This window comes from Streptomyces sp. bgisy159 (genome assembly GCF_057707805.1).
The window spans coordinates 23,944-49,873 of sequence record NZ_JBYIQX010000038.1; the positions used below are offsets into that span (position 1 = coordinate 23,944).

The 25,930-nt window shown below is 73.0% G+C and carries 15 protein-coding genes; 8 read left to right on the forward strand and 7 right to left on the reverse strand.

Annotated elements, in window-relative coordinates:
* Positions 1-25: 25 nt before the first annotated feature.
* The 4 genes from AC3ET3_RS28040 (at position 26) to AC3ET3_RS28055 (ending at position 8,872) form a co-directional block, all read left to right on the forward strand.
* Complete coding sequence (locus tag AC3ET3_RS28040) at positions 26-3,109, forward strand: type I polyketide synthase (protein ID WP_435613108.1); 3,084 nt, start codon at positions 26-28, stop codon at positions 3,107-3,109.
* Between the two features lie 103 nt (positions 3,110-3,212).
* Positions 3,213-6,419: an AMP-binding protein gene (locus AC3ET3_RS28045; RefSeq protein WP_435613095.1), complete on the forward strand. Its 3,207-nt coding sequence runs from the start codon at positions 3,213-3,215 to the stop codon at positions 6,417-6,419.
* Between the two features lie 310 nt (positions 6,420-6,729).
* A complete protein-coding gene (locus AC3ET3_RS28050) occupies positions 6,730-8,079 on the forward strand; it encodes a lysine N(6)-hydroxylase/L-ornithine N(5)-oxygenase family protein (RefSeq protein ID WP_435613096.1) in 1,350 nt (449 codons plus the stop codon).
* Positions 8,080-8,104: 25 nt separating this feature from the next.
* Entirely contained in the window at positions 8,105-8,872 is a 768-nt protein-coding gene (locus AC3ET3_RS28055; RefSeq protein WP_432137806.1) for a thioesterase II family protein, read from the forward strand.
* 446 nt (positions 8,873-9,318) lie between these two features.
* Here the strand turns inward: AC3ET3_RS28055 and AC3ET3_RS28060 are convergent, their stop codons facing one another.
* On the reverse strand, positions 9,319-10,530 hold the full coding sequence (locus AC3ET3_RS28060) for an IS701 family transposase (RefSeq protein ID WP_432137805.1): 1,212 nt from the start codon (positions 10,528-10,530) through the stop codon (positions 9,319-9,321).
* A 770-nt stretch (positions 10,531-11,300) separates the two neighbouring features.
* Here AC3ET3_RS28060 and AC3ET3_RS28065 point away from each other — a divergent pair.
* Positions 11,301-11,855 (forward strand): LmbU family transcriptional regulator, encoded by a 555-nt coding sequence (locus tag AC3ET3_RS28065; protein WP_432137804.1) that lies wholly within the window; start codon positions 11,301-11,303, stop codon positions 11,853-11,855.
* A 290-nt stretch (positions 11,856-12,145) separates the two neighbouring features.
* Entirely contained in the window at positions 12,146-12,991 is an 846-nt protein-coding gene (gene ddaH, locus AC3ET3_RS28070; protein ID WP_432137803.1) for a dimethylargininase, read from the forward strand.
* Positions 12,992-13,096: 105 nt separating this feature from the next.
* Here ddaH and AC3ET3_RS28075 read toward each other — a convergent pair whose 3' ends face one another.
* Both AC3ET3_RS28075 and AC3ET3_RS28080 read right to left on the reverse strand, forming a co-directional pair.
* Complete coding sequence (locus AC3ET3_RS28075) at positions 13,097-13,753, reverse strand: FMN-binding negative transcriptional regulator (protein WP_432137802.1); 657 nt, start codon at positions 13,751-13,753, stop codon at positions 13,097-13,099.
* Between the two features lie 190 nt (positions 13,754-13,943).
* A complete protein-coding gene (locus AC3ET3_RS28080; protein WP_432137801.1) occupies positions 13,944-15,107 on the reverse strand; it encodes a serine hydrolase domain-containing protein in 1,164 nt (387 codons plus the stop codon).
* 612 nt (positions 15,108-15,719) lie between these two features.
* On the opposite strand from AC3ET3_RS28080, the gene AC3ET3_RS28085 reads away from it, so the two are divergent.
* Positions 15,720-17,288, forward strand: a complete 1,569-nt coding sequence (locus tag AC3ET3_RS28085) for an FAD-dependent monooxygenase (RefSeq protein ID WP_432137821.1) — start codon at positions 15,720-15,722, stop codon at positions 17,286-17,288.
* A 132-nt stretch (positions 17,289-17,420) separates the two neighbouring features.
* On the opposite strand, the gene AC3ET3_RS28090 is transcribed toward AC3ET3_RS28085, so the two are convergent.
* Positions 17,421-18,857 carry an endo-1,4-beta-xylanase gene (locus AC3ET3_RS28090; protein WP_432137800.1) on the reverse strand — a complete coding sequence of 479 codons (1,437 nt, stop codon included), beginning with the start codon at positions 18,855-18,857 and terminating at the stop codon, positions 17,421-17,423.
* Positions 18,858-19,559: 702 nt separating this feature from the next.
* Here AC3ET3_RS28090 and AC3ET3_RS28095 point away from each other — a divergent pair.
* Positions 19,560-20,990 (forward strand): non-reducing end alpha-L-arabinofuranosidase family hydrolase, encoded by a 1,431-nt coding sequence (locus AC3ET3_RS28095; RefSeq protein ID WP_432137799.1) that lies wholly within the window; start codon positions 19,560-19,562, stop codon positions 20,988-20,990.
* Between the two features lie 157 nt (positions 20,991-21,147).
* Here the strand turns inward: AC3ET3_RS28095 and AC3ET3_RS28100 are convergent, their stop codons facing one another.
* From AC3ET3_RS28100 to AC3ET3_RS28110, 3 genes are all read right to left on the reverse strand, one after another.
* Positions 21,148-22,524, reverse strand: coding sequence for an MDR family MFS transporter (locus AC3ET3_RS28100; RefSeq protein WP_435613097.1), 1,377 nt, complete (start codon positions 22,522-22,524; stop codon positions 21,148-21,150).
* Positions 22,521-24,308: an ABC transporter permease subunit gene (locus AC3ET3_RS28105; RefSeq protein WP_432137797.1), complete on the reverse strand. Its 1,788-nt coding sequence runs from the start codon at positions 24,306-24,308 to the stop codon at positions 22,521-22,523. Before AC3ET3_RS28105 ends, AC3ET3_RS28100 begins: the two co-directional genes overlap by 4 nt.
* 104 nt (positions 24,309-24,412) lie before the next feature.
* Positions 24,413-25,921, reverse strand: coding sequence for an ABC transporter substrate-binding protein (locus AC3ET3_RS28110; protein ID WP_435613098.1), 1,509 nt, complete (start codon positions 25,919-25,921; stop codon positions 24,413-24,415).
* Between the last annotated feature and the right edge of the window lie 9 nt (positions 25,922-25,930).

Sequence of the window (25,930 nt, forward strand, 5' to 3'; positions counted from 1 at the left end):
GGCGGGACCGGACGGCGCCGACCGGGTGCAGCGCGCGCTGCGCTCGCTGCTGGAGGAACGCGACCGCCTCCGCCAGGAGAACGAGGCGCTGAAGGCCCGGCACGCCGAGCCGATCGCCGTGGTCGCGATGGCGTGCCGTTACCCGGGAGGCGTCTCCTCGCCCGAAGACCTGTGGGACCTGGTGCGGAACGGTGTCGACGCCGTGGACGAGTTCCCGGACGACCGGGGCTGGCGCGACGTCTACGACCCGGACCCCGCCGCCGTCGGCCGCTCCTGCACGCGCCAGGGGGGATTCCTCGACGACGTGGCGGACTTCGACGCGGGGTTCTTCGGCATCAGCCCGCGCGAGGCGCTGACCGTCGACCCGCACCACCGGCTGCTGCTGCAGACCTCCTGGGAGGCCTTCGAACGGGCCGGTATCGTCCCCGCCGACGTGCGCGGCACCGACGTCGGCGTCTTCACCGGCGTCAGCTCCTCCGAGTACGGATGGCGCTTCCTGGAGGCGCACCACGGCGAGCTGGAGGGCCACCTGCTGTACGGCAGCGCGCTGAGCGTCGCCTCCGGCCGGGTCGCGTACCAGCTGGGCCTGACCGGCCCGGCGGTGTCCCTCGACACGGCGTGCTCCTCGTCGCTGGTGGCCCTGCACATGGCCGCGCAGTCGCTGCGTTCGGGGGAGTGCTCGCTCGCGCTGGCGGGCGGGGCGTCCATGATGCCGACCCCGGCGCTGTTCGTGGAGTTCTCCCGACAGCGGGCGCTGTCCCCCACCGGGCGGTGCCGGGCCTTCGCGGACGGGGCCGACGGCACCGGCTGGGCGGAGGGGGCCGGCGTGCTGCTGCTGGAGCGGCTGTCCGACGCCCGGCGCAACGGCCGTACCGTGCTGGCCGTCCTGCGCGGCAGCGCGGTGAACCAGGACGGTGCCAGCAACGGGCTGACCGCCCCCAACGGCCGCGCCCAGGAGCAGGTGATCCGCACGGCCCTGGCGAACGCGCGGGTCTCCGCCGCGCAGGTCGACCTGGTCGAGGCGCACGGCACCGGGACCGTCCTGGGCGACCCCATCGAGGCGGGCGCCCTGCTGGCGACCTACGGGCAGGACCGGGAGGACGACCGGCCGCTGTGGCTCGGCTCCCTGAAGTCCAACATCGGGCACGCCCAGGCGGCCGCCGGGGTCGGCGGCGTCATCAAGGCCGTGCTGGCCATGCGGCACGGCTGGCTGCCCAAGACCCTGCACGTGGACACGCCCTCGCGGCACGTGGACTGGTCGTCCGGGGCGGTCCGGCTGTTGGAGGAGGGACGCGCGTGGCCCCGGCCGGACGGCCCGCGGCGGGCCGGCGTGTCGTCGTTCGGCGTCAGCGGCACCAACGCCCACGTCGTGCTGGAGGAGCCGCAGGAGCTCTCGCCGGAGCCGCCGCGGCGAGGCGGTCCGGTCCCGGTCGTGGCCGGCGGCCTCGTGCCGTGGATCGTCTCCGGCCGGGACGCGGCCGCCCTGGCACGGCAGGCGGGCCGGCTGCACGACTTCGCCGCCGCCCGTCCGGACCCGGACCTCGCCGACACCGCCTGGTCGCTGGCGACCGGCAGGTCGCGCTTCGGGCACCGCGCGGTCGTCCTCGGCCGCGACCGGGAGGAGCTGCTGAGCGGCCTGGCCTCGCTGCGCGACGGCACGGACCGCGCCGGCGTGGTGCGCGGTGTGGCCGCGGCGGACCTCGGCGGCATCGCCTTCATGTTCCCCGGCCAGGGCTCGCAGTGGGCCGGGATGGGCCGTCAGCTGTACGGCACCTTCCCGGCGTTCGCGCACGCCCTCGACGCGTGCGCCGGCGCCCTGGCCGAATGGACCGACTGGTCGCTGCTCGACGTGGTGCACGGCGCCGAAGGGGCGCCCACGCTGGACCGGGTGGACGTGGTGCAGCCGGCGCTGTTCTCGGTGATGGTGTCCCTGGCCGCCCTGTGGCGGTCCTGGGGCGTCGAACCGGCCGCGGTGGTCGGACACAGCCAGGGCGAGATCGCCGCCGCCCACGTCTGCGGTGCGCTGTCGCTGCGCGACGCCGCCCGGGTCGTGGCCCTGCGCAGCCGCGCCCTGACCGGTCTCGTGGGCCACGGCGGCATGGCGTCCGTCACGGAGTCCGCGGAGCTCGTCCAGGCACGCCTGGCCCCCTGGGGCGACCGGGTGAGCGTCGCCGTCGTCAACGGGCCCCGCTCGGTGGTGGTCTCCGGCGAACCGGACGCCCTCGACGAATTCGTCGAGAAGATGACCGCCGAAGGCGTCCAGGCCCGGCGCATAGCGGTGGACTACGCCTCCCACTCGCCCCAGGTGGCCCGGGTCCGCGACCAGGTGCTCGGCCGGCTCGCCGGCGTGCGCCCGAAGTCGTCGGCGCTGCCCTTCTACTCCACCCTGCACGGCCGGAGGACCGACACCGCGGAGCTGAACGCCGCCTACTGGTACGCCAACCTGCGCGAGCGCGTCCGCTTCGAGACGTCCGTGCGGCAGCTGGCCGAGGACGGGTTCCGGGTGTTCGTCGAGATGAGCCCGCACCCCGTGCTGACGTATCCGGTGCAGGAGATGGTCGAGGACCTGGACGGCGCGGTGGTCCTGTCCTCCTCCCGGCGGGACCGGTCGGAGACCGACGCGGTCCTGGACTCGCTGGCCCAACTGCACACCCGCGGCGGCTCCGTGGACTGGGAGGCCCTGCTCGGAACGCGGCAGCGTGTGGACCTCCCGACCTACGCCTTCGAGCGGCAGCGGTACTGGCTGAGCTCCTCGCACACGGCCGTGGCGGTGGAGCTGCCGACGGATCCCGCCCCCGACGACGGCAGTCCGGTCTCCCTGCCGGACCTGCTCGCCGGCCGGCCCGGGGCCGAAGCGGAGGCGATCGTCCTCGGGCACGTCCTCGACCGGGCCGCCGCCGTCCTCGGGCACGCCTCGGCCGACGCCCTGGACCCCGACGCGGAGTTCCGGCAGGTCGGGTTCGACTCGCTGCTCTCGGTCGAACTGAGCAAGCGCCTCGCCGCGACGACGGGGCTCAGACTGAGGGCGAACCTGCTGCTGCGGTACCCGTCCCCGAGACTCGTCGCCCGGCACATCGTGTCCGCGATGGCCGAAGGCGGCCCCGCGTGAATCCGGCCGGGCGGCGGGCGCGTCGCCCGCCCGCGGACCACCGCGAGCCCGGCCGCGTCCCCGTTCCATCCGTTCCAGGGCAGTAGCCGAGGGGTTGATCCGAGTGCGTTCGTTCGGTGCGTCTTCCGCGCACAAAGGCATGTGGCTGGCGCAGAAGATGTCGCCCGACATGCTCAATCACGCGCTGTCCATGTGGGAGGTGGACGGTGAACTCGACGCCGCGGTCATGGAAGCGGCGATGCTGCGCGTGCTGGACGAGGCGGAGGTCCTGCGCGTCACCTTCGTGGACGACGACGGCGGCGGCCTGCGCATGGTGCCCCGGGAGCTGGGCGACTGGCGCCCGTTCCACCTCGACCTGAGCGGCGAGCCCGACCCCGAGCAGGCCGCGCGCGAAGCACTGGCCCGGATGGTGAGCCGGCCCTACGACCTGGAGCGGGACCTGCTGCTCCGCCTGGGCGTGGTCGTCCTCGCCCCGGCCCGCTCCCTGGTGGTGATCTCCTACCACCACCTCGTCTCGGACGGCTACGGCGCCGGCGGCCTGCTGTCGCGCCGCATCGCCGAGGTGTACACCGCGCTGCTGGCCGGCGCGCCGGTGCCGCAGCCCCCGCAGCCGTGGGACGCCGCCTCCTACGCGGCCCTGGCCGAGGAGTACACCGCCTCCGGCAAGGCCGCCGAGGACGCCGAGTTCTGGCGCGACCACCTGGCGGACGCGCCCCCACCCGCACAGGTGCCCGGCGTGGCCCTGTCCGACGCGCGGCGCGCCCTGCTCTCCGAGCCGCTGAGCGGGGCCGACCGCTGGTCGGAGGTGGCCGGGGCCATCGGCATGGTGAGCCGGACCCTGACCGTCCCGCGGGCCGAGGCGGACACATGGACGCAGACCGCCAAGTCCCTGGGCGTATGGATGTCCTCGCTGCTGACCGCGGCCGCCGCGGTCTACCTCCGCCACCGCTGCGAGCGCCCCGAGTTCCTGCTGTCGCTGGCCGTGGGCAACCGGACCGGGGCGGCGGGCCGGACGCCCGGTCTGGCGGTCAACGTGGTGCCGTTGCGGATGAGCGTCCCGCTGGGCGCGCCGTTCGCCCGCGTCGCCGACGCGGTGGTCGACGAGACGTACGAGGTCTTCGGGCAGACCGGCTGCCACTACTCCGACATCCAGCGCGCGTGCGGCACCGTCCTGACCGGACGGGGCAGCTTCGGGGCGGTGCTGAACGTCGTCGACTTCGTGGAGCGGCTGCGCTTCGGCGGCCACCCGGCGCGGTACTTCTCCGCGACCACCGGGACCTTCGACGAACTGTCGATCGGCTTCTGCACCGACGGCACCCCCGACGGCGACCTGTTCCTGCGGCTCGACGCCCCGGCGGGCCTGTACTCCCGCGCCGAGCTGCGCGCCGTCGGCGAGGACCTGCTCGACCACGTCCGGGCCGTGCTGGCCGCCCCCGCGCAGACGCCGGTCGGCGCCCTGGACCTGTTGCGCGGCGCCGAACGGCACCGGGCGGCGGCGACGGAGGACACCGGCGCGCCGCTGCCGGGCCTGACGGTTCCCGAACTGTTCGCCCGCCGGGCCGCCGACGCCCCCGACGCCGTCGCGCTGGTGTCCGGGGAGACCGCGGTGTCGTACGGCGAACTCGCCGAACGGTCCGGCCGTCTGGCCCGGGCGCTGCGCCGCCGGCACGTCGGACCCGAGACGGTCGTGGCGGTGGCGGTCCCTCGGTCGGTGGAGCTGGTGGTCGCCCTGCTCGGCGTGGTGCGGGCCGGCGGCGCCTACCTGCCGACCGGCCCTGCGACCCCGCTCCGGGGGAGCACCGGGGCCGTGCCGGGCTTCCTGCTCACCGACGCCGCGACCGCCGCGGCCCTGCCCGCGGACCCGGACGTTCCGGTCCTGATCGTGGAGGAGCTGTGCGCCGAGGCGGACGACGCCGGGACGGACACTCCTTCGCCGCCGCCGCGTGCGGACCAGCTGCTGGCCGTGCTGCCCGGCCCGGGGCCCGACGGTGCGGTGACCGACGTCGCCGTGACGCACCGGAACATGGAGCGGTTCGTCATGGACCGCCACTGGCGCGAGGGCGCCGACGGGACCGTGCTGTGGCACGCCCCGCCCACCGCCGGCGCGCTCGCCCTCGACGTCTGGGTGCCGCTGCTGGGCGGAGGCCGGATCGTCCTGGCCCCGCCGGGGGACCTGGACGCCGACACCCTGCCCGCGCTGCGGGAGACCTTCGGGATCACCACCGTCCGTCTGAGTGCCGACGAGTTCTCGGCGGTCGCGGCCGACCGTCCCGAACGTCTCGCCGGGCTGCGCGAGGTGTGGACCGGAGGGGAGCGCGTCTTCCCCGCCGCGGTGCGGCGCGTGCGGGAGGCCTGCCCCGGGCTGACGGTCGTCGACGTGCACGGGCCGACGGAGGCGACCGCGTTCGCCGTGCGCCACCGCCCGGCCGGGGACGCCTCCGACGGCCCGGCGGGCCTCCTCGGCCGTCCGGTGGACCACACCGCACTGCACGTCCTCGGACCGGGGCTGGTGCCGGTTCCGCCCGGCGTCACGGGGGAGCTGTACCTGGCCGGACCCGGTGTGGCGCGCGGCCGTCCGGGACGGCCGGGGCTCACGGCCACGCAGTTCGTGCCCTGCCCGTTCGGCCCGCCCGGCACGCGCATGTACCGGACGGGGGCGCGGGTGCGCCGGGACGAGGAGGGGCGGGTGGGATACGTCGGACGGGCCGGCGCCCCGGCGGACGTGCGCGGTTTCCGGATCGAACCGGCCGAGGTCGAGGAGGCCCTGTCCGAGTACCCCGGGGTCGCCGCGGTCGTCGCGCAGGTCACGCGGGACGAGGCGGGGCAGCAAAGGCTGGTGGCGTACGTCGCCCCTGGCGGTTCGGCCGTACTGTCGGTCGGGGAGCTCCGGGCGTTCGCCACCGGGCGGCTGCCGGAGGCGATGGTGCCGTCGGTGTTCGTGGTGCTGGATCGCCTGCCGGTCACGGCGGACGGGCGACCGGACCGGGCGGCCCTGCCGGACCCGGTGCCCGACGACGACTCCTACCGGGCGCCGCGCAACGACACCGAGCGGATCCTGGCCGGCGCGTTCGCCGACGTGCTGGAGGTGGAACGGGTCGGGATCGACGACGACTTCTTCGACATCGGCGGCAACTCGCTGCGGGCGATCCGGCTGGTCGGCCTGATCCGTGCCGAGCTGAACCAGGAGGTGTCGATCCGCAAGCTGTTCGCGGCCCGCACCATCGCCGGCCTGTCGGACCTGTGGGGGGACGTGGCTCCGTCGAGCCGGCCCGCACTGCGCAGGCGGACCCGGGACGGCCGGGTCCTGTGAGTGCGCGGGTGGTTCGCCGGCGGCCCGGCCGCCCGCCGCGGCGGTGGGCGCACGGGTGCGGCGGGCCGCCGGCCATTCCCCATCCCCGTCCGGCCCGGGACAATGGGGGCGGACGACCTCGGTGTCCCGCCGACGGGACACACGCCGGCCGAGTCCGGCGCACGTGAAGGACCCCTCATGCCGTTTCGGGTCGGCGGCGCGACCGAGGGACACCACAGCCCGCCCCCGTGCCGGTCCTTCTGGGGCGGAAGATCACCCGTCGACGATGCGGACGGCGCATCGCGCAGCCATGCCAGCGGGAGAATCCTCTATGAGTCAGCGTGAACCGGATATCTACGACGTGGTCGGCATCGGGTTCGGCCCGTCCAACCTGTCGCTCGCCATCGCCCTGCGGGAACACTGGACGAGTGGTCGGGAGGGGGAGGTCAGCGCCCTGTTCCTGGAGCGGCAGTCCTCCTTCGGCTGGCACCGCAACATGCTGCTGCCGTCGGCGACCATGCAGATCTCCTTCCTGAAGGACCTGGTCACCTTCCGCAACCCGACGTCGAGTTACTCCTTCATCGCGTTCCTGCACGCGTCGGGGCGGCTTCCGCAGTTCGTCAACAACCAGGACTTCTTCCCCACCCGGGAGGAGTTCCACCAGTACCTGGAGTGGGCGCAGGCCCGGGTCGCCGACCGTGTCCTGTACGGCTCGGAGGTGACGTCGCTGCGGCTCGTCACGGGTGACGTCCCGGAGGGGGACCGCCTGCGGCTGGAGATCGCGGGCGGGGCTCACCGGGGCGGGCGCGTGGTCGAGGCACGGAACGTGGTGGTCTCCACCGGCCTGGTCCCGAGCATGCCCGAGGGCACCGAGCGCGACGAACGGGTATGGCACAGCTCCGAGTTCCTGGAGAAGTACCGCCGGATGGACCCGTCGGCGCTGCGGCGGGTGGCGGTTGTCGGGGCGGGGCAGAGCGCCGCCGAGATCACCCGGTTCCTCTACGACGAGCTGCCGCAGGCCGAGGTGTACTCGGTGATCCCCTCCTACGGGTACTCCGTCGCGGACGACACGCCCTTCGCCAACCAGATCTTCGACCCCGGCGCCGTCGACGACTACTACTTCGGCACCGACCAGACCCGCGAGGCGTTCTGGCGCTACCACCGCAACACCAACTACTCGGTCGTCGACGACGAGGTGATCCGGGACCTGTACCGCAGGGCCTACGACGACGAGGTCCGCGGCACCAGGCGGCTGCAGTTCATGAACCTGACGCGCGTCACCGGCGTCAAGCGGGTGGGTGCCGAGACCCGCGTCTCGCTCCAGGTGGGCCCCGACGCCGAGGTGCGCGAACTCGACTGCGACGCGCTGGTCTGCGCGACGGGCTACAACGGCATGGAACCCACCGGCCTGCTGGGCGAACTCGACCGGTACTGCCTGCGCGACGGCGCGGGCCGCTACCGCGTCGAGCGGGACTACCGTGTCGTGACCGGGCCGGAGCTGCGCTGCGGGATCTATCTCCAGGGCGGCACCGAGCACAGCCACGGTCTGACCTCCTCGCTGTTGTCGAACATCGCCGTCCGCAGCGGGGAGATCGCCGATTCGATCGTCGCCGGCAGGGCCGGGCGGATCACCGGAAGGCCGGTCGCCGTCCCCGCCGAGGTCGGTGGCGACCTCCACTGAACGCCCGTCCGACGAGGGGAACACGATGAGCGGCCTGGCCGAAGAGCGGTGGATACGCCGCTTCCACGACGACGACGGGTGTGCGACGAAGCTCGTCTGCTTCCCGCACGCCGGCGGGTGGGCGAGTGCGTACGGCGGCTGGCCCGCCCGGTTGCCGTCGGACGTCGGTGTGCTGGCCGTCCGGTACCCGGGCCGTGAGGACCGGCTCGGCGATCCCTTCCCGCCGGGGCTGGAAGCCCTCGCGGACGAGATCGCCGAGGCACTCGACGGCCTGTCGCGGCATCGGCTGGTGCTGTTCGGCCACAGCATGGGCGCCTCGGTGGCCCACGAGGTGGCGGTGCGCCTCGACAAGCGGGGGCGCCCGCCGGCCGCCCTGTGCGTGTCCGGCCGGCGCCCGCCGCACCTGCTGGACGGCAGACGCCGCTTGTCCGGCACGGACGAGGAGATCATCGAAGGGATCGTGCGCTTCGACGAGAGCCGGGCCGCGATCTTCGCGGAGCCGGAGCTGCGGGAGATCCTGCTCCCCGCGGTCCGCGCGGACTACCGGATGGTGGACGAGTACGCCGGCGGCCACCGCCCCGCGCTGGACTGCCCGGTGTACGCCTACACCGGCGACGCCGACTCCGAAGTGACCCCGCGGCAGATGCGCGGCTGGGCGGACGTCACCGACGGCGCGTTCCGGCTCCAGGTGCTGCCCGGCGGGCACTTCTATCTCCGGGCCCAGGAGCCCGCGCTGCTGGCGGGTCTGAGAGACGCGCTGCGGCCTGTCAGGAACGTCGTGGAGGACGCCTGAGACGCGGGCCCCGGAGACCGGGGGATTTTCTCCCCGGGGCCCGCGAGCGGGGCGCCACCGGCCGTGCGTACGACGATGGCGATGGCGTCATAGTGGCATCTGTTTGGCTCCACGGCAAGCCGCGCCGACGTGCACGAGGGCGCTCTGCCGGGTGTCGGCCTGTCGGAGGTGTCGAGGTCCCCCGTTCTTCCGGCGGTCGTAGCCGTGCTACCGGCACATCCTGCTGGCGTCTCGATACTGCCTGACGGGTGTCATGATGGCGCAATATGGCGCTGGAAACGGCGGCACATGACGTCATCATGGTGTTGGTCGCCGCCACCGCCTCTCCGTTCATCTCGTACGACGCCGGCGAGGACGGCACCACCGGCGGCTCGGTCGTCAAGACGAGGGGTGGCGCCGCACCCGGGACCGGCGCCCGGGGTGACCGGGCGACGGCCCAGGTGCCGCTACGGCAGCCGCAGCGCCGGGCCGCGGTGCTGCGGTGCGACGGCACCGTGCAGACTGCGGAAGGTGTAGGCGGCGGAGATCAGGGCCATGTGGTGGTACCAGCCGGGAAAGGAGCGCCCCGCGAAGTCCAGCAGCCCGAAGTCCTCTCGCAGCGCGTCGACCACGGCCGTCGTGCCACCGGTCAGCGCGGTCATGGCGGCGACCGCGCCCGGGGAGTCGTGCACGAGACTGGTGAGCCACAGCCGGCCCGGCGCACCGGCGGCGCCCCCGTCCGTGAAGAGCCGGTAGGGAGGGCCGGGCGAGTGTCCCGGGAAGCTGCCCGGCAGGTGGACCAGCGCGCAGTGCGGGACGGCCGAGCGCTGCTGCCCGTCGGCCTGTGCGGTGACGTCGCCCTCCGCCTGCTGCGCGTGGACCAGGCTCCGCGCACTGACCGGTGCCGGGGAGGCCTCCCCGACGGGGAGCACGGCCAGCTGCGGCGGCACCGCGACGACGACGTCCCGGCGCCGCATGGCCAGCCCGCGCACCAGGTACCCCACGTCGGGATCGTGGCTCATGTCGGCGAGGACGACGGAGGACGGGGAGCCCAGGCGGGCCGACAGCCGGTCGACCAGCCGGAGCGCGTGCGCCCACATCGGCAGGTACTGCTCGGAGTCCGGGATGCGCGCGTCCCTGCGCCGGGCGGAGTCCTGCGTCCAGGCCCTCGGCAGGTACAGGCACCAGTCGACGGGGACCTGCGCCGCGTCCACGTGGAGGAAGGAGCCGAGCCCCAGCTGGCAGTTGAGCGTACGGCTGGAATGCAGGTCGAAGCGGCGATGGACGCCCACCGACTTGTCACCCCGTTTGGGCAGCACCACCCGGCCGATGGACCACACGGTCCTGGGGCGCCGGTGCGCCACCCAGCGGGTGATCTCCTCCATCACGTCGTCGAAGCCCCATGGGCTGAGGCTGACGAACTGGCGCAGCGACTGCACCACGGACGGATCGCGGGAAATTCCGGCGGCAATCCTGCGTAACGTCTTCTTGCCCGGTGTGGCGAGTAATCCGCTCAGATACGCGTGGGCGCACTTGCGTTGATCGATCCGGCGTAAGCTCTTGAAGATCGTCCCGCTGAAGTGCTCCAACGCTGAAGGTGAATCCAACGCTGAATGTGAATCGGCGGTGTCCGTCGCGTGGCGCGAAAGCGACGACGACTGCGGTGGGGCCGTTTCCATTCCGCGACAACTCCCCCCGAGTTCTCCTGACCGTGTGGAGGTTGAGTGTAGGACGCGCTTCACAGTGACGCCACTGTTGAGTCAGGTGGCTTGATCTGGCGCCTCGGGTGGCGCAGAGTGCCGTCACCGAGGTGGCGTGAACCGGTGCGTCCGCGCGTCGTGCGGTCGGTCCCGCGCCGGCACACCCGCCCACGGCCCGCCGGGCACAGGCGGCGGGGAGCGGACGCGGAGCACCCGGCCCGTGGCCCCCGAATCAGACGATTTACGATGAAACTCCTTTGTAAACCAGGGTGTTGGCCGCCCCTCGGCGTGCCGCCTGTCCCGGTACCACCCATCGCAGGCCCGCGCTGCGGTGTCAAGTGAGCGTTCGAACTCCGCAAAGTAGTACTCGATGGCGCCAAGATCCTTGAAGTGGTGCCGCCGCTGGGATCTACTCAAGGCCGCAGCAGGTGGCCCACCCGCCGGCACTGAATACCGGTCAATTCTCGATTTGTTCAGGTCGTCACCGTTCAATGGCGGGACGCGGGCCGAGGTTCTTCGTAAACGTGCCACGAACCACGTGATTGCCTCTGTGCCGAGGAGGCAATGGCGCGAGATCAGTCTGTGTACCAGCACGTCGACACGGGGGCATCATGACCAATCAAGTCGAAGAATGCTCAGAACCCAAGACGGTTATCTTCGGTAGACCCGCGGGACCCGCGGGACCCGCGCCGCGCGCCCGCAGAAGCAGGGGGACGGAGAACCGGCGCGAGCAGGTACTCACCACGAAGGTGGGGCTGCACATCCCCGTCGGACTCGCCTTCGAGGAGTGGGAACACGCCGGACGCCAGCTCTCCGGGCTGCTCAACTCCTCGTCCTGGTGGCTCGGTGACTGGCTCGTGTACGGGAAGGCCCACTACGCCGACCGCTACGAGCGCGGCATCCGCGCCGCCGGCCTCCAGTACCAGACGCTGCGCAACTACGCCTGGGTCTCCCGGCGGTTCGAGCTGGACCGGCGGCGCCCCGCCCTCAGTTTCCAGCACCACGCGGAGCTGGCCTCGCTGCCCGTAGAGGAGCAGGAGTCCTGGCTGGACCGCGCCGAGCGAATGCGGTGGAGCACCAAGCAGCTCCGCAACGCCATCCGCAGCGAACGCGAGAGCGGCTCGGCGCAGCCGGACGTCGCGGCGGCGACACGTCGGCTCGCCGTGCCCGACAACCGGCTCCAGTGGTGGCACAGGGCGGCGGCGCAGGCGGGCACCGAGCTGGAGGAATGGGTGATGGCCACGCTCGACGCCGCCGCCAGCCGTCTCCTGGAGGACCCCGGCCGGAGCCTGTCCCTGGACTGAGCGGACCCGGGCCCCCGGACCGGACCCCCGCGCTGTCCCGTCGGCGGGACAGCGGAATTCCCGCCCGGTGCGCCTGCCGTCCCGCGATGTGCGCGACCCCGCCCCGTCCTCCCGCGGACGGGGCGGAGGTGTTTCCCGGAGAAAGGGACACACACGGAGAACACAGAAGTGAGTGGCACGTCCGAGCGTGTTCATCAGGCGTCACCGCATTCGATGGCGATCGTGCACCTCACGCCCGTCCGGTACTGCTTCACTATGTCAGCCATTGCTGCAGGAAAGACGGGAGCGAAATGTCGCACAGGCCTCCGAAGATCTCCGCCGGCAGCGTCCCTGCCGCGTCGCCGCGCCGTTATCTGATGTGCCGCCCCACGCACTTCGACGTCACGTACTCGATCAATCCGTGGATGGATCCCGGCAGACCCACGTCGACCGAGACCGGCCTCGGTCAGTGGAAACGGCTGCACGACACGTTCGTCGGCCTCGGCCACCAGGTGGAACTCATCGACCCGGTGCCCGGACTGCCCGACATGGTGTTCGCGGCGAACGGCGCCACGGTCGTCGACGGCAAGGTCCTCGTCGCCCGGTTCCGGCACCCGCAGCGCACCGACGAGGCCCAGGCGTACCTGGACTGGTTCGGCCGCGGCGACTGGTCCGAGGTCCGTCAGGCCGAGCACGTCAACGAGGGGGAAGGGGACTTCCTCTTCGCAGGGGACGAGATCCTGGCGGGGACCGGCTTCCGGTCCGACCCCCGGGCGCACGACGAGGTGCGCGAGTTCTTCGGCCGTCCCGTGGTGAGCCTGACCCTGGTCGACCCCCGCTGGTATCACCTCGACACGGCACTCGCCGTGCTCGGCGACGGGCAGGTCATGTACTACCCGGCGGCGTTCTCCGCCGAGAGCCGTGCACTGCTGGCCGAGCGCTTCCCCGACGCGGTCCTGGCCGGCGAGGCCGACGCCGCCGTGTTCGGCCTCAACGCGCTGTCGGACGGCCGCAACGTCGTGCTGCCGCGCCAGGCCGCCGGGCTCGCGGCGCAGTTGCGCGAGCGCGGCTACACGCCGGTCGGAGCCGACCTGAGCGAGATGCTGAAGGCGGGCGGCAGCGTCAAGTGCTGCACGCTCGAGCTGCGCACCCGCTAGCGCGGCGGAAGCGGCCGGGGGGGGCGGGCTCCGACCGGAGCGGCCCCCGGGCGCGGCGGGACGCGGGGCACCCGCCGGGTGTCCCGCGTCCCCGCCCGGGGTGCCTCAGGTCGCGGAGCGGGGCAGCCTGCTCATCAGCTCGGCCGTCTCCCGGTGCCGGGTGCACGCGCGTCCGCCGAAGGACTCCCGTACGCGCTCCCGCACCTCGGCGGGCTGCTCCTGACTCAGTTTGAACATGCCCTGGGCGCCCGTCACCGAGATCCGGAACGCGCCGACCCCGGAGACGATGCTCCGGAAGTAGTCGATCGACTCCGACTGGTCCCAGCCGGCCCCGAAGCGCTCCTCGAAGGACAGCGCCGTGGCGCGCACGACGCCGAGCGTCTCCTCCACGGAGCCGATCTTCTCCACCACGCCCCGCACATGGGCCGAGGTGAAGTTCCAGGTCGGCGCGGCCGGTGACGTCCCGTACACCGTCGGGGAGACGTACGCGTGCGGACCCGTGAAGGCCAGCAGCACGACGTCCCCGGTGTTCAGCGCCCGCCAGTGCGGGTTGGCCCGGTTCATGTGTCCGAGCAGCGTGGCGCCCACCAGGTCGTCGGGCCACTCGCCGGTGGTCCCGGGGTCCGGGATCACGGGGAGGTGCGTGGCGAAGGGGCCCTCCTGCGGACTCCCGTTGGTCACCGCCAGTGCCAGGGGGTTCCGGCGGATCAGGTCGGCTATCCAGGAACCGTCCGGTTCGCGATAGTGACTGGGAACGAACACCCGGACATCACACTCCTCCGTGTCGGTTTTCCGAAACAGGTCCGCTGCTTACGGATATGCGCGCACATGACGCGGGCGGCGCATTTCCGAGGTCGTCTTCGATGAGTCCCACCGGAGAAAGGCGAGACGGAACCGCAATTCCCGCCGCTCACGGGAGCGGCGGGAACGGCCCGGTGCGGTCGCGGAGGTCCTAGCAGTACTCGGCCTCCAGGATCGGCAGCACCGTCTCGGCTCCCCAACTGCTGTTGTAGTTGACGGTGATCTGGTGGCTGCCGTCCTGGGTGGTGGCCGCCAGGGTGATCCACCCCGGCATGCCGCCGTCGTGGTACCAGAACGGGGTGCCGCAGCTCGTCGTGAACCGTTCGATGCCGAGCCCGTAGGACGAGCCGGGGAAGTCCGGGTTGTCGACGGTGGTCCGCATCTCCTTCAGCTGCCGCGGCGGCAGCAGCCTGCCGCTCATCAGGGCCCGGAAGAACCGGTTCACGTCACGGGCACTGGAGATGATGTCGCCGTCGCCCCAGCCCTGGGAGCCGTTCATCTCGGTGACGTCGTCGACCCGGTCCGGAGCCGAGGGGAAGAGCCGGGCGTAGCCGCGGCTGCTCGGCCGTGGCAGGCCCACACCGTCGCCGGCGTGGGACGTCGCCCTCAGACCCAGCGGACGGATGATCCGCGCGCGCACCTCCTCCTCGTACGGCCTGCCGCCGACCTTCTCGACGATCAGCGCGGCCAGGACGTCGTTGGTGTGCGAGAACCAGTGCCGCTCACCGGGCTGGAACGGCGGCCGGTGGGCGAGCGCCACCCGCACCCGCTGCTCAGGGGTCACGGTGTCGTAGCGGTGCCGGAGGAACCCCTCACCCGTCATGTACGTCGCGACGTACTCCTCGTCGGCGAGGTAGTCGAACAGCCCGCTGGTGTGGTTGAGGAGCTGCCGCACGGTGATGCGGCGGCCGTCGTTGCCGTTGCCCCGCACCAGACCGGGCAGGTGGCGCTCGACGGCGTCGTCGAGACGGAGCCGTTTCTCCGCCTCCATCTGCAGCAGGACGGTCGCCACGAACGTGTCGGTGATGCTGCCGACGCGGAACCGGTCGTTCCTCCTGCGCGGGGCACCTGTGCGCAGGTCGCCGACGCCCGCTGCCGAGGACCACACGCGGCCGTCGCGCCGCGCCTGGGCGGTGACGCCGGGGACACCGGCCGCCACAGCCGCGTCCATCGCTCGTTGCGTGGCCTCGTGGCCCGCCACCGGAGCGGGGGTCTTCTGCGAGGCCCCGGCGGGCGCCGTGAAGGCGGTGGCCAGCAGCGCGGTGGCCGCCGCCAGAGCGACCGCGCCGGTCTTCAGGCGGTTGCGGATCGTCATGCGTGCTCCTGGGAGTCGTTCGTGATCGGCTGTGCGGTGCTCGTGCGCCGCATCCCCGGGCGGGCTCCGGACGGGGCAGGCGCCGCGGGCGGGGTGGGGAAACGAGCGGTGTGCGCCGGCGTCCGGCCGGCCTCGGCGGCGTCGGGCCCCGTGCTCGCCGTCCCGTCCGGAGGGGACTGGACGCTGTCCCGGGTGTGGCCGGAAGGCGGTGGGGCGCCGGGTGACGCGGTGCGCGGCCGGGACGCGTCGGCCGACGGCCAAGCAGCCCTGTGCGCTCGGACCTGGCCGCGGGCCCGGTGCTTCCGGCGGCGCGGACGCCCGACGGCGGAGGGGATACGGGTGGTTCGGCCGACCGTGGCGACCTTCCCTCCCGGTGAACGGCACCACGAGAACACACCTCACCCCACCCCGGCAACGCTCCCGCGGTCACCCCGGCCGTCGCGGTCCCGTCCCGCCGACGGGACAGCGGACGAGCCGGAGGCCGGGTCCGTGACGCGCAGCGGAAGGGGGAGGCGAACGTCCGGTGGCCGCGCACCCCGCGCGGCCCGGCATCGTCTTGACCGCCTGATCGGCTTCCGTGACCGTGGTGGTGCTCCGCGGACGTCGGAGGGCATGCGAGCGGCAGGGGGAGGCGGCGTGGGACACACCGGCAGGGACACGGACGTGGTGATCGCGGGCGCCGGGCCGACGGGCCTGATGCTCGCCTGCGAACTGCGCCTGGCGGGCGTCGACGTGACGGTGGTCGACCGGCTCGCGCGGCGCACCGGGGAGTCCCGGGCCGGCGGGATGCACTGCCGCACCCTGGAAGTGCTGGACCAGCGCGGCGTCCTGGACCGCTTCGAAGCGGCCGGCGACCTGACACCCGTCGGCCACTTCTCCGGGCTCATGCTGGACTTCGACGGCCTGGAATCCCGGCATCCGCTTCCGCTGATGATCCTTCAGTCCGCGGTCGAGCGGCTGCTGGAGGAGTGGGCCGCAGACCTCGGCGCACGGGTGCGCTGGTCGGCGGAGGTGGCCGAGATGCGCCAGGACGAGGACGGCGTCTCCGTCGGGCTGCGCACCCCCGGGGCGGATTCCGTACCGCTGCGCGCCCGCTATCTGGTGGGCTGCGACGGCGGCCGCAGCGCGGTGCGCAAGCTCGCGGGCATCGCCTTCCCCGGCACCCCGGCGACGATGACCGCGCTGATCGGCGACGTCGAACTCCCGGACCTGCCCGAGGAGTACGTGTGGGCGCGGCGCTGCGAGACGGGCGAGTACTCGGCGATCCCCTTCGAGCCGGGTTGGCACCGGGTCATCACGTCCGACTACGACCGTGTCGCGGACCGCGACGAACCCGCCACCTTCGAGCAGCTCCGGCAGTCCCTGATCAAGCTGGCGGGCACCGACTACGGGATGCGCAACCCGCGGTGGGTCTCCCGGTTCGGGGACGCCGCGCGGCAGGCGGCCCGCTACCGGGAAGGCCGGGTGCTGCTCGCGGGCGACGCGGCGCACATCCACTTCCCGGCCGGCGGGCAGGGCCTGAACACCGGGGTGCAGGACGCGGTCAACCTCGGCTGGAAACTCGCCTCGGTGGTGCACGGCCGGGCCCCGGCCGGCCTGCTGGACACCTACCACGCCGAGCGTCATCCCGTGGGGGAGCGGGTCCTGCAGAACACCCGGGCGCAGGCGGCCCTGACCCGCCCCGGCGCCCAGACCGACGCGCTGCGCGAGGTGTTCGCCTCGCTGCTGGTGTTCGACGACGTCAACCGGCGGCTGCGGAACATGCTCACCGCCCTGGACATCCGGTACCCGGTCGGTGGCCGTCACCCCCTGTCGGGCCGCCGGGTACCGGACGCCGGCCTCAAAGCCCTCGGCGGTGCCACCAGGGTGTACGAGCTGCTGCACGCCGCCCGTCCCGTCCTGCTCGACCTGCGCGGCGGCGGCGCCGGCCTGGCCGCTGCCGCCCAGGACTGGACCGACCGCGTCGACGTCGTCGAGGCGTGGTGCGAGGAGGAGCACTGGGCCGTCGCCTCCCACGGGGAGATCCCCGCACCCGCCGCCGTGCTCGTTCGCCCCGACGGCCATGTGGCCTGGGCGGCCGACGCGGACCGCGCGCCCGACACCGCCGCCCTCCGGACCGCCCTCACCACGTGGTTCGGCCCGCCCCGGCCCGGAGCGGGCGGGGGCGGACCCGAGGAGTGAGCCGGTCGCCGCGGCCTGTCCCGCGCACCTGAGCACTGGACGGCGCGGAACGCTCGGCCGGGACACCCCGGCCGAGCGCTGCACGGACCTACGGACGAACGACTCCGGCCGTCCTCGGCCGGCGACGGCGCGTCAGGTGCGGGTCCAGTGCTGGTTGCTGCCGTTCCAGCAGGAGTAGAGCTGGATCAGGGTGCCGTTGGCGGTGCCGGCCCCGGCGGCGTCGAGGCAGAGGCCCGACTGGACGCCGACGATGGAACCGTCGGAGTTGAGGCGCCACTTCTGGTTGTCGCCGCCCCAGCAGCTGTAGATCTGGACCTTGGCGCCGTTGCCGGTGCCGGCGGCGTCCAGGCACTTGTTGCCGTAGACCCTGAGCTCGCCCGCGTCGGTGTAGGTCCACTGCTGGTTGGTGCCGCTGTTGCAGTCCCACAGCTGGACCTGGGTGCCGTCGGCGGTGGAGGTCCCGGGGACGTCCAGGCAGCGGCCGGAACCGACCCCCTTGATCTGTCCGCCGTCCCCGGAGGGCGGGGGCGTGGTGGAGCCGCCGTTGAGAGCGTTGAGGACGGAGGTGTAGGCGGGCTTCTTGCTGCCGTTGCCGTTGAACAGCAGCGGGGTGTCCCCCGAGCGCCACGAGTCGGTGTCGCGCACGCCCCAGACGGTGATGCCCAGGCAGCGCGAGACGGCCAGGCAGTCGTTGGTCACGTTGGCGTAGGTCGTGGGCGAGGCGCCCTGGATGTCGAGTTCGGTGATGGCCACGTCGACGCCGAGGGCGGCGAAGTTCTGCAGGGTGGTGCGGAAGTTGCTGTTGTAGGGGCTGCCGCTGTTGAAGTGCGACTGGAAGCCGACGCAGTCGATCGGCACGCCGCGCTGCTTGAAGTCCCGGACCATGGAGTAGACGCCCTGCGTCTTGGCCCAGGTCCAGTTCTCGATGTTGTAGTCGTTGTAGCAGAGTTTGGCGGCCGGGTCGGCGGCGCGCGCGGTGCGGAAGGCGACCTCGATCCAGTCGTTGCCGGTGCGCTGCAGGTTGGAGTCGCGCCGGCCTCCCGAACCGCCGTCGGCGAAGGCCTCGTTCACGACGTCCCACTGGACGATCTTGCCGCGGTAGTGGGCCATCACGCCGTTGATGTGGTCGATCATCGCCTGGCGCAGCTGGCTGCCGCTGAGGTTCTGCATCCAGCCGGGCTGCTGGGAGTGCCAGGCCAGGGTGTGGCCGCGCACCTGCTTGCCGTTCTGCACCGCCCAGTTGTAGACGCGATCGGCGGAGCTGAAGTTGAACTGGCCCCGCTGGGGTTCGGTGGCGTCGATCTTCATCTCGTTCTCGGCCGTCACCATGTTGAACTCACGGGCCGCGATCGTCGTGTACGCCGAGTCGCCCAGCCTGCCCGAGGCGATGGCGGTGCCGAAGTAGCGGCCGCTCTGCGCCGCTGCTGCGCCGAGTGTGCTCTCCGCGGCGTGTGCTCTCGGCGGCGCCACCAGTACGGTGACCACGCCGAGGGCGCCGACGACCAGCGCCAGCAGCAGGCCGCGGATCTTCCGCCGGACAACGGGTCTGGCGAGGGCATACGAGCCCATCACTGTGCCTCCAAGGTAGAAATCACGGACGGACTCCGGCGCAGTGGACGGCGCAGGGGAGTGCGGCGTCCCACGGAATCCGCCGGGGGGCCGGGGTGCCGTGCAGTGCGGATTTCTCAGAGCCGAGGGGTTCGGAGTCTCGAACCACGGCCGGTTCCTCAGGCAGGAATGATTGAGGTGTTGATGATGCATCGTCAATACTTCCGCAGAAAAAGTTTCTGCCGATTGGTCGAAACATTCGGAGCCGCGAGGGCTTGTCGGGCTGGCCCTCGTGCCCTCAGTGGATGGTGTCGTCGCGCCGACCGGGAATCCTCGCCATATACCATGAGTTGGCGGACCGTTGCGGGTCGCATTGTCGAATGTTTCGAATTCACCGGCGACGCATGCGAGAGGTATTGACGCTGTCCACCCGTTCCCTATCATTCAGCTTGCTCGACACTTCGACTGTCGTTCGATATCCAGAACACGTCGAGTCGCCTCAGTGCCCCACGGGCGACCGTCGCACCGCCGGGACGCGGAGCCGTGAGGGGGTCGTGGCAGAGGTGAATGTCATGTTCTCGCCAATGTTGCCGTCGCGCTCTCGGGCCGCGCCGGTCCGGTGCGCGGGGCTCGCGGGCCGTCGCACGCCGCACCGCACCGACCGTCCGGACGACCTCTGACCAGGCCGGCCGGAACCGCCCACTCAAGGTTGAGGAAGTGCCCATGCACAGAGGAAGTTTCATCCGCAGGCGTCCGTCTGCGGTGCTCGCCGCCGCGGTCGCGGTCCTGTCCGCGCTGGCGGCGCTGCTCGCCGCCGCCCCGGCTCAGGCGGCGACCACCGGCGCCTTGCGCGCCGCCGGTTCGAACCGGTGTCTCGACGTGGTGGGTGCCGGCCAGAGCGACGGCACCCTCCTGCAGATCTACGACTGCTGGGGCGGCACCAACCAGCAGTGGACACTGACGGACGGCAACCAGCTCAGCGTGTACGGCAACAAGTGCCTGGATGTCCCGGGTCACACCACCACCCCGGGAACCCGGGTGCAGATCTGGACCTGCCACAGCGGCGCCAACCAGCAGTGGCGGGTCAACTCCGACGGCACGGTCGTCGGCGTGGAGTCCGGACTGTGCCTGGAGGTCGCGGGCGGCGGTACGGCCAACGGCACAGCGGTGCAGATCGGGACGTGCAACGGCGGCACCGGCCAGAAGTGGAGTGGCCTGTCCGCGGACCCGACCCCGCCGGACGGCACGTGCACCCTTCCTTCGACCTACCGGTGGACGTCCACGGGCGTGCTGGCGCGGCCGGCGAACGGGTGGGCCGCGGTGAAGGACTTCACCACCGTGACGCACAACGGCAAGCACCTGGTCTACGCGTCGAACGTCTCGGGCTCCTCGTACGGCTCGATGATGTTCAGCCCCTTCACGAACTGGTCGGACATGGCGTCGGCCGGCCAGACCGGGATGAACCAGGCCGCGGTGGCGCCCACGCTGTTCTACTTCGCCCCCAAGAACATCTGGGTGCTGGCGTACCAGTGGGGCGCGTGGCCCTTCATCTACCGCACGTCGAGCGACCCCACCAACCCCAACGGCTGGTCCTCCCCCCAGCCCCTGTTCACCGGGAGCATCTCCGGCTCCGGCACCGGCCCGATCGACCAGACCCTGATCGCCGACGGCCAGAACATGTACCTGTTCTTCGCCGGTGACAACGGCAAGATCTACCGGGCGAGCATGCCGATCGGGAACTTCCCGGGCAACTTCGGCTCCTCGTACACGACGGTCATGAGCGACACGACGAAGAACCTGTTCGAGGCGCCGCAGGTCTACAAGGTGAAGGGCCAGAACCAGTACCTCATGATCGTCGAGGCTCGGGGCGCGAACGAGCAACGCTACTTCCGCTCGTTCACGGCCTCCAGCCTGAGCGGTTCCTGGACCCCCCAGGCCGCCAGTGAGAACAACCCCTTCGCGGGCAAGGCCAACAGCGGTGCCACCTGGACCAACGACATCAGCCACGGTGACCTGGTCCGCGACAATCCCGACCAGACGATGACCATCGACCCCTGCAACCTGCAGCTCCTCTACCAGGGCAAGGACCCCAACGCGGGCGGCGACTACAACCAGCTGCCGTGGCGGCCGGGCGTCCTCACCCTGCGACGCTGACCCTTCCGGTGAGCGGTTGCGGCCGCTGACCGACAGGGACCGCTTCGGGGAACCCCGGCCGTGCGACCGCCGGGGTTCCCCGTACGTCCGGCGGCAGGCCGTTCGCTCGGCTGGTCCGCCCGGGCAGACCGACGCCGGCCGCCCGGCCGGCGGATCGTCAGCCCGGTCGGCCCGTGCCCCCGGTCCGTCTCGGACGCCGCGGAACCAACGCCACCGCCAGCGCCGGAACCATGGCGAGCACAAGCCAGGGAACGGCGGGCGGGAGGCCGAGGTCGAGCAGAGAGCCGGTGGCCGAGCCGCCGATGAGGACGATCAGGCCGGAGACGGAGGACAGCGCACCGGTGTACAGGCCGAGCCGGCCCTCGGGGGCCAGGTCGGGCACCCAGGCGCGGGCCGCGGGCACGACGAGCATCTGGCCGAGGGTGAGCAGGACGACGAAGCCGGCGGCGGGCAGCAGCCCGGCGACTCCGGTCCCGTCGGCCCGGCGTGCGACGGCCACGACCGCGAAGCCGGCGGCGACGAGCAGCAGCCCGGCCGTCATGGAACGTCGCGGGCCGAGCCGGTCGCCCGCCCAGCGGCTGACCGGAAGCTGCGCGAACACGACCAGCAGGGAGGAGAGGGCGAACAGCCAGGACACGGGCGCCTGGGAGCCCGCCGCGCGCTGCACCTCGTCCGGCAGGGCGAGGTACAGCTGGTTGTAGGCCAGCAAGTAGCCGCCGTAGGCGCCGCAGAGGGCGAGGAAGCGGCGGTCGCGCAGCAGCACCCGCGCACCGCCGCGCTCCTGGGCGGGAAGCCGGCCGGGGATGTGGCGCGGCAGCAACCGGACGTGCCCGGCCAGCACCACGACGAAGACCCCGGCTCCGGCGAGGCAGGCGGCGCGGAAGTCCACGGCGAGCAGCAGCCCGCCGAGCAGCGGGCCGACGAAGGCGCCCGCCTGGCCCGCCACGCTGAACAGGGCCAGGACCCGGGTCCGGGAGCCGTGCCCCTCCTTCTCCCGTGCGACGGCCTGGCGGGCCGCCTCGGACTCCACGGCCGGGGAGAACAGCGCGGCGGCGAAACCGATCACCAGCACCGCCCCGATCACCGCCCAGGTGGCCTGCGCGTACCCCAGCCAGGCGAACCCGGCGACGCGCAGGGCACAGCCGACGAGGACGACGGGGCGTACGCCGTACCGGTCGACGAGCCGGCCGCCGACCACGAACAGCCCCTGCTGGCTGAAGGTGCGCAGCCCGAGGACGAGACCGACCAGCCAGCCCGCCATGCCGAGCGCGGTGCCGAGGTGCCCGGCGAGGAACGGCAGGACGGCGTAGAAGCCGACGTTGAAGGCGAGCTGGCTCAGGATCAGCAGCCGCAGCAGCGGTGTGAGGTCCCTCCACAGCGTCCGGACGCGCTCGCGTGGGGCCTCGGGCGGCGCCCCGCCTTCGGGTGTCCTGCCGGCGGGTGCCCCCTCGTCGGGTGTCCCGCCGCCGGGTGTCTCGTCACCGAGGGAGTGGCCCGCCCGGCGGGCCGGGGGGCGGGGGGCGGGATCCGTCATGAGGTCACCCGGTGTGAGGCCGGAGCGGGGGCAGGGAGTGCGTCCGGGCGGTTCGGCGGCCGCAGCTGGGCGGGCACGGCCTCGCCGGCTGTGCCGGAGGGGCTCTGCCGCCGATTGGGCCGCCGGGGCAGCCGTATGCCGCCCGCGGCGGTCACCGCGAGAGCGCCCAGCAGGGCGAGCACCGCGGCCGGGAAGAGGACCGCCCAGGGGGCGCGTTCGGCGTACGGCTGGTTCTCGGCGAGCAGCAGCCCCCACTCGGGGGACGGCGGCTGCGCGCCCAGGCCGAGGAAGCCGAGCGCGGCCAGGGACAGGGCGACACCCGGCAGTCGCAGCAGGGCGTGCCGGGTGACCGGGGGCAGCACGGCGGGCAGCAGCTCGTGCCGGAGGAGGTACCGGCGTCCGGCGCCGAGCGCCCGGGTGGCGGCCAGGTGGGAGGTGGCTCGCTCCTGCCGCAGCAGGGCGGAGGTGTGGGTGGCCAGCGGGGTCCAGGCGACGACGGCCACGGCGAGCGCCGGGGTCCAGGGCCCCCTGCCCGTGATGCCGGTGACGAGGAGACCGGCCGTCACCGCCGGTACGGCGTTGACCGTGTCGGCCAGCGGGGCGGACAGCCGGGGCAGCAGGCCCAGCAGCACCCCGGCCACGAGTGCGGCCACACTCACCGCGAGGGCCAGGGCCAGGGTGTTCAGAGCCCCGTGCGCGACGCGGGCCAGCAGGTCCCGGCCGAGCGCGTCGGTGCCGAAGGGGTGGGCGGCGGACGGAGCCCGCAGCCTGTCGCCGGGGTGCAGGGCGAGCGGGTCGCGCGGCAGGCCGAGGCCGATGACCGCGAGGAGCAGCGCCCCGTACAGCAGGGGGAGGGGCCGGGCGGTGGGCGGGCCGGACCGGTGCAGGGAGTGCAGGGCGCCGCCGCGCAGCGCGGGCCCGATCAGCCACCGTGCCGTGAGCCGGGCGAGGAGTCCGGCGGCTGCCGCGAGGAGCACCAGGGCGAGCGTGCCGGTCTGGAGCACGGGCAGGTCCTGGGCGAGGGCGGCCCGCAGGGTGAGCCTGCCCAGGCCCGGGATGTCGAAGATCTGCTCGACGGCGACCGATCCGCCGGTCAGGCCGACCACGAACAGCCCCAGGTTGGGCAGCAGTCCGGGCACACACCGCCGGAGCGCCTGCCGGGCCACGGACGCCGGGCCGACCCCCCGTGCGGCGGCCGCCGGCGCCCACGGCTCGGCGAACGCGCCGGGCAGCAGATCGGCCAGCAGCCGCCCGAGGACCGCCCCGGCGGGCAGCCCGAGGGCGAGCGCGGGCAGTACCGTCCACCGCGGCCCGTACCAGCCGAGCGCCGGCAGCCAGCCCAACCGCACTCCGATCACCGAGGCCAGTACGGACGCGAGGAGGAACTCGGGCAGCGCGGCGAGCACGGCCGTCGCGGTTCCACCGGGCGCACGGTCGCCGAGGCGGCGCCGCGAGCCGAGCCACAGTGTGCGGGCGCTCACCGCGGCGGCCGTGGCCAGGGCGACGGCGAGGGCCCCGGCCATCAGCAGCAGGGAGACACCGAGGGCCTGCGCCGCGGCGGGCAGCACCTCGGTGCCGGAGACCCACGACGTGCCCGCGTCCGCGTGCAGCAGCCCGTCGAGCCACCGCCGCAGCAGCGGCAGCGGGCCGTCGTCCAGCCCGAGCTGGTCCCGGACGGCCCGCAGCGTCTCGGGCGTCGGGTCGCGTTCGGCCGACCGGGCCTTGAGTACGGTCAGCGCGGGGTCGGTGCGCGACAGCCACGGCAGCAGGCCGATCCCGCACACCAGGGCGGCCGTGAGGGCGGCCCGCCACAGCAGCGTGGGACCGCCGCCCCGCGCGAGGGCGCGCAGGGCGGCGGCGCCCCTGGTCAGGGGTGCGTCCGAGGTGTTCAGCGCCGGGTCCCCGTTCCCACGAGGGTCCGCTCGTACGGGTCGAGCGGCACGCCCCGCACGGACGTCCCGATGCCGGTGGCGACCTTCAGGTGCACCAGCGGAACGACCGCGTCGGTGCCGAGGACGGCGGCCTCCACCGCCATCGAGGCGTCCTGCCGTTCGGCGGTGTCGCTCTCGGTCCGGGCGGCGGCGACGAGCTCGCCGATGTCCTTGTCGCACAGGAACGACATGTTGTAGGAGCCGCCGCAGGTGTAGTCGCTGCCGAGGACGGTGACCGGGTCTCCGGTGTCGAGCAGCATGTTGCGCGAGACGATCGAAGCGTCGAACTTCCCGGCGAGCAGGTCGCTTTCGAGGCGCGCGTACGTGCGCACCTCCAGTTCCACCGTGAATCCGGCCTTCTGCAGCTGCTGCTGGAGCACCTGGGCGGCCTCCGGCAGCTCGGGCCGGTCGTTGTAGGTGGCGAGGGTGATGCTCCTGCCGCCGGGTGCGGTGGCCTTCGCCCGTCCGGGCGGCGCGACGCGCTTGTCCGACGCCCAGTTGAGGGCGGGGCCGTAGAGTCCCTCGGCCGGTTCGGCGTGTCCCTCGTACACGTCCTCGGCGATGACGGAGGTGTCGATCGCCTCGCGGGCGGCGGCCCGCAGGCCCGCGTCGGTGAAGGCGCCGGACGCGGTGTTCAGGTGCAGGCTGAGGTTGCGGGCGGTGTCGGCCTCCTTGACGGTGTCCTTGTCCAGGGAGGCGAGCTGGGCGACGGGCAGCGCCTCGGCGATGTCGACGTCTCCGGTACGCAGGGCGTTGGCGCGGGCGGTGCCGTCGGAGACGAACCTCGCGTCGATGCCGGATGCCTGGGCGCGTCCACCCCAGTAGGCGTCGAAGCGGTCGAGGCTCGCCGCTGTGTCCCCGGTGGTGCTGGTGAGTTCGAAGGGGCCGGTGGCGGTACCGACCACATCCACCGTGCCCTTCTTCGCGTACGCCTTCGGGGAGAACACCGCGAGGGACGGGTTGGACAGCCGCAGCGGCAGCGCGGGATCGGGTGCACCGGTGCTGACGCGGACCCGGTCAGTGCCCACGGCCTCGGCGGTGATCCGCACGCCGGATATCGCGGAGGGGGCCGGGTCGGCCCGGCCGGCGGCGTCGAGGGCGGTCGCGACGGCCTGCGCGGTGACGGCCCCGCCGTCCTGGAACTCCGCGTCCCGCAGGGTGAACACCCAGCTCCTGCCGTGGTTCTCACTGCTCCATGACTCCGCGAGCGCGGGGGCCGCGGTGCCGTTGGCGTCGAGTCGGGTCAGTCCCTCGGAGACGCCCAGCCGGGACAGGGTGAAGGCGTCCTGGCCGTACGGTGAGTAGTTCTCCGTCGGAGCGAAGGCGAGAGCGACTCGCAGACGTGCGCCGTCGGCGGAGCCTGCGGCGTCGGAGGACGACGCGTCGCCGCCGGAGGAGGCGAAGCAGCCGGACAGCAGAGGCGTGAGCAGCAGGCCGGCTGTCAGCCGACGGCGGAGAGTTCGCATGTTCCTCGT